The sequence below is a fragment of the Rhizorhapis sp. SPR117 genome, from assembly GCF_021742065.1.
In genome coordinates, this window is the sequence record NZ_JAKKIE010000050.1 from 21,345 (window position 1) to 27,493 (window position 6,149).

The 6,149-nt window shown below is 58.0% G+C and carries 7 protein-coding genes and 1 tRNA gene; 5 read left to right on the plus strand and 3 right to left on the minus strand.

The genetic code is table 11. The features are described 5' to 3' along the window. Entirely contained in the window at positions 1–699 is a 699-nt protein-coding gene (locus L3X40_RS16560; protein WP_237366595.1) for an ABC transporter ATP-binding protein, read from the minus strand. A gap of 38 nt (positions 700–737) precedes the next feature. Between L3X40_RS16560 and L3X40_RS16565 the strand changes: the two genes are divergently transcribed. Then, complete coding sequence (locus tag L3X40_RS16565) at positions 738–1,457, plus strand: arylesterase (protein WP_237366587.1); 720 nt, start codon at positions 738–740, stop codon at positions 1,455–1,457. 253 nt (positions 1,458–1,710) lie between these two features. Here L3X40_RS16565 and L3X40_RS16570 read toward each other — a convergent pair whose 3' ends face one another. Further along, positions 1,711–2,064, minus strand: a complete 354-nt coding sequence (locus tag L3X40_RS16570) for a YbaN family protein (protein ID WP_237366588.1) — start codon at positions 2,062–2,064, stop codon at positions 1,711–1,713. A 509-nt stretch (positions 2,065–2,573) separates the two neighbouring features. Here L3X40_RS16570 and L3X40_RS16575 point away from each other — a divergent pair. The 4 genes from L3X40_RS16575 to L3X40_RS16590 all read left to right on the plus strand — a co-directional run bounded on the left by L3X40_RS16575 (position 2,574) and on the right by L3X40_RS16590 (position 5,896). Next, positions 2,574–2,647, plus strand: a tRNA-Gly gene (locus L3X40_RS16575). A gap of 212 nt (positions 2,648–2,859) precedes the next feature. Then, positions 2,860–4,098, plus strand: coding sequence for a tyrosine-type recombinase/integrase (locus tag L3X40_RS16580; protein WP_237366589.1), 1,239 nt, complete (start codon positions 2,860–2,862; stop codon positions 4,096–4,098). Beyond that, on the plus strand, positions 4,095–4,751 hold the full coding sequence (locus L3X40_RS16585) for a hypothetical protein (protein ID WP_237366590.1): 657 nt from the start codon (positions 4,095–4,097) through the stop codon (positions 4,749–4,751). Before L3X40_RS16580 ends, L3X40_RS16585 begins: the two co-directional genes overlap by 4 nt. A 29-nt stretch (positions 4,752–4,780) precedes the next feature. Continuing rightward, on the plus strand, positions 4,781–5,896 hold the full coding sequence (locus L3X40_RS16590; RefSeq protein WP_237366591.1) for a tyrosine-type recombinase/integrase: 1,116 nt from the start codon (positions 4,781–4,783) through the stop codon (positions 5,894–5,896). A gap of 20 nt (positions 5,897–5,916) precedes the next feature. On the opposite strand, the gene L3X40_RS22355 is transcribed toward L3X40_RS16590, so the two are convergent. Continuing rightward, on the minus strand, positions 5,917–6,039 hold the full coding sequence (locus L3X40_RS22355; RefSeq protein WP_272907960.1) for a hypothetical protein: 123 nt from the start codon (positions 6,037–6,039) through the stop codon (positions 5,917–5,919). Positions 6,040–6,149: the final 110 nt, after the last annotated feature.

Consider the following 6,149-nt stretch of genomic DNA (forward strand, 5'->3'; position numbering starts at 1 on the left):
TCAGTCTGTGCGCTCGTTTAGGATGCGGCCGTCATCTATCTCAATGATCCTGTCGCAGCGCTGCGCCAGTAATCTGTCGTGGGTGATCAGCAGCATGGTCGCTTTTGTTTCTTCCTGGCGCTGGAACAGCAGATCGGCGATGGATTCGGATGTCTTGCCGTCCAGATTGCCGGTCGGTTCATCGGCAAAGATGATTTCCGGTTCCGGAGCCATCGCGCGTGCGATCGCCACACGTTGCTGCTCGCCGCCAGACAACTGCGCCGGATAATGGTCAAGCCGATGGCTCAGCCCCACTGCCGCCAACTCGCGGGCTGCACGATCGAAGGGTTGAAGATGGCCGGCAAGTTCGAGCGGCACGGCGACGTTTTCCAGCGCCGTCATTGTCGGGAGCAAGTGGAAGGCCTGAAGAATGATACCAACATGGCCACGCCGGGCCTTTGCCAGCGCATCCTCGTTCAGCGCACCATAATCGAAACCGGCGATGTGGACCGTCCCGCCGGTCGCCCGTTCCAGACCCGAAAGCACTGCCATGAGCGACGACTTGCCCGAACCCGAAGCGCCCAGTACTGCAATGCTTTCACCCCGCCGGATATCCAGATCAAGACCTCTCAATATATCAACGGGTGCTTCGGCAGTGCCAAGCGTTAGCGTGACATTTCTCGCCTGAACGACAATATCGGATTGATCGACGATCTGCATGAGCATGAAGGAAAGGGCCTGCTGTGTTGCATAATACGATGAAGAGGTTGGTCTCATATGGGGCGTTTTTGCTGCTTGTCCAGCTTGCTACAGCATGTGGCCCGACCTCGGACACAACCGGGAACTCCCAATCGGGCGAGCGCGGAGAACGTGCGGCAGCCGGAAACCGAACTGCAGGAGGCGCTGATGAAGCGATGCATGCCGATCTGGTGGTAGCATTCGGCGACAGCCTTTTTGCCGGATATCATCTGGACCGAGAGGAAGGTTTTGCGCCCGCGCTCGAACGGAAGCTGGCGGATATTGGTCGGCCAGCACAAGTTTTCAATGCCGGCGTTTCAGGCGATACCAGCGCGGCTGGGCTGCGGCGCCTCGCTTTTGTACTCGATGGCCTTCCAAAGAAGCCCGATCTGGTTATCGTCGGCTTCGGCGGCAACGATATGTTGCGCGGCCTCAGCCCCCAGGAAACCAGGAAAAACCTCGCCGCCATCATGGACGAGCTCGACCGCCGTGACATCAAAGTCATGCTGGCGGGCATGGTTGCCGCGCCCAATATGGGTATGGAATATGCTCAGGCATTCAATTCGATCTATCCCGATCTGGCAGGGCACTATGACGCACCGCTCTATCCTTTCATACTGGATGGAGTAGTCGGCAACGAAAAGCTCCTGCTACCCGACGGCCTTCATCCCAATCCACAGGGTATAGAAAAGATGGTTGCCGGCATTGCGCCCGTGGCAGCAAAAGCGCTCGACCGCTGATGCCCTTTCAGTGCCGTCCACAGCCTGAGCGAAAAAATCCACAGGCCGACACCCGTTCAACATGCCGTGTGATTCTCATGAGCCCCCTCGATCACGCCCCTCGACGGCGGGTTAGAGCGTGATGAGTTCAGGTTTACCCGTTCGTCCCGAGCGAAGTCGAGGGATGCTGGCTTGGTGCAAACGTGTTTCGACTTCGCTCGACACGAAAGGAAGTGGAGCAACCTGAACTCATCACGCTAATGACCGAAACCAGTCAGTTTTCCGGTCTCCGCCATATCCAGATGCCGAATATCAGCGCTGCCGCCACCGAAATCAGTGGCCACGGCCAATCCAACAGGCCAAGGGCAAGCCCAATGCTGGCTGCAAAAGCGATGGTCGCCGCCCATTTGCCCGTGCGGCTGATGGCGCCCCGTACGCGCCAGAGGCGGATATGCTGCCCATATGCCGGGTGATCGAGCAGCTTCGCCTCAAGTTCCGGACTGCTTCGCGCAAAACAGAATGCCGCCAGTATGAGGAAGGGCACTGTCGGGAGCAATGGTAACGCAACGCCGATAATACCCAAAAGAACGCATAGCATGCCGACGACAAGGTAGAATGGCCTAAGCATGGGCCGGTATCACCCAAGTCCTTTGAGAGGCAGATGTATCCATAGTCTTCCCGGCCCCTTCACAAGCTCAACCGGGTCGGCACAACCCTGGTACTGGCAATTATGGCAGCAAGTGCCAACATCCGCGCAGGCGGCAGTTCACCTGTCAACGCGAAAGCGAACGGTCCGTGTTCCCAATAGGCCACTGCGTTCCTCCCCAAAGGCTGTATAGCAACCACGGCCAGTTGATAGCTCCAAAGCCCAAACGCCAAAGCGTCTCCGACCATGGCGTACCTTTCTCATCGTTGCGCTGCCGTTCTGCCAGCGGGAGCAGCCTGTCGTTTCCCGAGATGTCATCGCGATTCCCATGAGTGAATGATGAGGCGGTCAAATAACGCGTATTTGCATATGATATTATGTCGATGCCCCCGCAACCTCTTGTAAAGCTCGCTCGACCATGTCAGTCAGCTATCGTGAAGCCTTATTGGTCACAAAATGGCAGTGCCAGAACGCCGGAAAACCGCGGCAATGCGGGTGTAGCTCAATGGCAGAGCAGAAGCTTCCCATGCTTACGACGAGGGTTCGATTCCCTTCACCCGCTCCATTTTCTTGTCCGCCGATGTTCGCAGGCGTCTAGACAAACCCCAAAAATCTAAGGTATTTAGCGCTTATCAGGCCGCAAGCGTTCACTCGCGTACGCATTCAGCCACCAGCCGCTGGGGGTATGATTGGGGGGTATATGCAAAACGGCCAGCTCGATACCCCCACGCTTGGGGGTATATTGGGGGTATGGACCCCGGAGAGGCAGGCAATCCCGTGGCTTTGACCGATGTAGCAATTCGCAACGCCAAGCCCAGCGCGAAGGCAATCAAGCTGGCGGACGGCGGCGGGATGTTCCTGCTTGTCACGCCAGCCGGGGGCAAACTCTGGCGGCTCAAATATCGTGTCGATGGGCGCGAGAAACTGCTGGCCATCGGAGCTTATCCCGAAATCGGGCTTGGGGAAGCCCGCCGTCGCCGGGAGGAAGCGCGGGAACTGATCGCCCTTGGCAAAGACCCGTCGCGCGAAAAACAGCGCGAGAAGGTGCGCGCTCGCATACAGGCAGCGGACACATTCGCTGCGATTTGCAAAGAGTATTGCGAGAAGCGCAAACGCGACGGCGCAAAAGGCTGGGCACCCGCGACAGCCATCCGGAGCGAATATCTGCTTTCTCTGGTCTGCGGGTCTATCGGCAAACTACCGATTGGCGAGATTGAACCGGCGGACGTGCTGAGCGCCATTCGCCGGATCGAAGGCAAAGGAAAGTTGGAAAGCGCCCGGCGCAGCCTGCAACTGGCAGGCGCGGTGTTCCGGTATGCCGTGGCTACGGCGCGGCTGGCGTCGGACCCTACCCGCGATCTGCGCGGTGCGCTCACTGCGCCGACTGTCACGCATTACGGTGCGATCACCGATGCCAAGAAGGTGGGCGAGTTGCTGCGCGCCATCGATGACTATGAGGGCAGCGGAATCACCAAGCTGGCCTTGCAGATTGCGCCCCATGTTTTTGTGCGCCCCGGTGAACTTCGCCATGCCGAATGGAGCGAGTTCGATCTGGACGGCGCGCTCTGGATCATACCGGCAGGCAAGATGAAAATGCGCAAGGCGCACCACGTCCCGCTGTCACGCCAAGCCGTTTCCCTTTTCCGGGAAGTGCAGGCAGGCACCGGGCCATCCGGATATGTGTTCCCTTCCATCCGCACCCGCTCGCGTCCTATGAGCGAAAACACCATCAATGCCGGGCTGCGCCGGCTGGGCTATGCCAGCGACGAAATGACCGCGCATGGCTTTCGAGCGATGGCGTCAACGCTCTTGAACGAAAGCGGCAAATGGAACCCGGACGCCATCGAGCGCGCTCTGGCCCATGGTGATACCGACAAGGTGCGCGCGGCCTATCATCGCGGAGCGCATTGGAAAGAGCGGGTTGATATGGCGCAATGGTGGAGCGACTATCTCCATCAGCTAAGGAAGGGGGCGATTATTGTGGAGTTGCCGCGCCGTGCTAGGCCCGGTGAATGAAGCTAATTTCGTCGCGCGAAGCTGTCAGCTTCCTTTCGCAAGCCGCACCTCGCCCTTGGGTCCAAAGGCTGTTGCGCTGGATGGCATTTGACGAGGGGTTGTCAGCTTATTCTCGCAAGGGCAAAATTCAGCCGTATGGCACGGTTTCAGGTTATACCCTCCAGCTTTTGGATAAGGCGGGCCAGCTTTCGGGACCAAAAATGGACGCCGCAATTCGGGAGGAATTTAGTGAGGAAATCGCAGCGAAGCTAATTGGAAAAGATCCATTTAGCCGCTGCGACGAAGTACCCTACACGTGGGATGAAACCGGAGAACCCAAGCAGCTTGATATTGGTTTCTTCCTCTACGCATCTGAAATCGATTGGGATGCTGGAATCATCAAGGTTGAATATATTCCCGGATATGGCGAGTTACATGATACTTTCTTTGAAGGATCGGAATTTTTCGAAAGTGAATTGGAAAAGCCTGATTTCGAAGCAGAAATTGAAGGTCTTAGCTTCCCATTTAGTAACATCGAGATGTTGTTACCTTCAGTGCAATTAGGCCAAACTGTTGGCTTTACTGCATTACAGCACGACCGGCGGAGGCCGGTTGGACGTCCCCAAAAATGGGATTGGGAAGGCGCTTATGTGAGCGCACCGCACCTTCCCTGAATTGTGACAATCGAAAGGACTGACAGACCATGGCCAAACACAATGCCGCCAACGCCCGGATCAAGCGCGAATACTTCATATATTTGAAGGAAGCGCAGCGCCGGGACGAAGGATCAATCGATGCCGTTGCCAAGGCGCTGGCGCGCTTTGAAGAGGCGAACGGGCACAAGGACTTCAAGACCTTTCACCGCGCGCAAGCGGTGGCCTTCAAACATAAGCTGGACAAGCAACCGGCGGTCCGCACCGGCAAGCCTTTGAGCCGGGCCACGGTCAATTCCACCCTGTCCGCCCTGCGCGCGTTCTTCGTCTGGCTGGCTGGTCAACCCGGTTACAAATCCCGCCTGACCTATGCCGATGCCGACTATTTCAACCTGGCCGAAAAGGACGTGCGGATTGCCAAGGCGGCGCGGCACAAGGCATTCCCGACGCTGGAGCAGGTCCACCACGTCATTGCCGCCATGCCGGACAGCACCGCGATAGAACTGCGCAACCGCGCACTGGTGGCGTTTGCCTTGCTGACTGGCGCGCGCGACGGGGCGCTCGCCTCGTTCCGGCTGAAGCATGTCGATCTGGTGCAAGGCCGGGTGGATCAAGATGCGCGGGACGTGAAGACCAAGGCCAGCAAAACCTTTTCGACGTGGTTTTTCCCGGTCGGCGGCGATGCGCTCCAGATCGTGCAGGACTGGTGCCGCTATCTGCGCGAAATCCTGCTTTGGGGTGATGATGACCCGCTGTTTCCGCCAACGCAAATCGGTGTCGGTGAAAATGGCGGTTTTGTTCCGGTCGGCTTGCGCCGTGGCGAGTGCTGGCATGGTGCCGGGCCAATTCGCGACATATTCCGCAATGCCTTTGAAGCGGCTGGGCTGCCTTACTTCAACCCGCATTCGCTGCGCGACACGCTGGTGCAGCTTGGTGAACAGGTTTGCACCACGCCAGAGCAATTCAAGGCGTGGTCACAGAATTTGGGGCACGAGCGCGTGATGACGACACTTACCAGCTACGGCACCGTTGCACCGCACCGGCAGGCGGAATTGATGCGGGGCATGGGCAAAGGCGCTCGCAATCTGGCAGCGACGGTTGATCCCGCCTTGGTGGCACAAGTGCTCGCGGCCATGCAAAATTTGCCCGGTGACGGGCTGGGCTAGGGGCCGAATGCAACAGCGGTCTAATAGTTGATAAGAGGCGTAAAGCCGAACCGCGTACCTATCGCCTGATAACAGCGGTCGACGGCTTCCACGATGTCTGCGAGGACCTTCTCCAACTCCTTGTCGTATAGCGATAGGTCCATGTCCCCGGCATGGACGAAGGCATTTCTCCCTTCAACTAGTCACCTGAATCCGAAGTTCGCTTCATTGTTTTCTGGCAGAAGCGTTTGACGGCGGCGAGGATCTCGTCGGC

Bases quoted from the DNA above. Each gene is read 5' to 3' on its own strand.
- L3X40_RS16570 (WP_237366588.1), bottom strand. From the start codon at position 2,064: ATGCTTAGGCCATTCTACCTTGTCGTCGGCATGCTATGCGTTCTTTTG.
- L3X40_RS16565 (WP_237366587.1), top strand. From the start codon at position 738: ATGAAGAGGTTGGTCTCATATGGGGCGTTTTTGCTGCTTGTCCAGCTT.
- L3X40_RS22355 (WP_272907960.1), bottom strand. From the start codon at position 6,039: ATGGACCTATCGCTATACGACAAGGAGTTGGAGAAGGTCCTCGCAGAC.
- L3X40_RS16590 (WP_237366591.1), top strand. From the start codon at position 4,781: ATGGCCAAACACAATGCCGCCAACGCCCGGATCAAGCGCGAATACTTC.
- L3X40_RS16585 (WP_237366590.1), top strand. From the start codon at position 4,095: ATGAAGCTAATTTCGTCGCGCGAAGCTGTCAGCTTCCTTTCGCAAGCC.
- L3X40_RS16560 (WP_237366595.1), bottom strand. From the start codon at position 699: ATGCAGATCGTCGATCAATCCGATATTGTCGTTCAGGCGAGAAATGTC.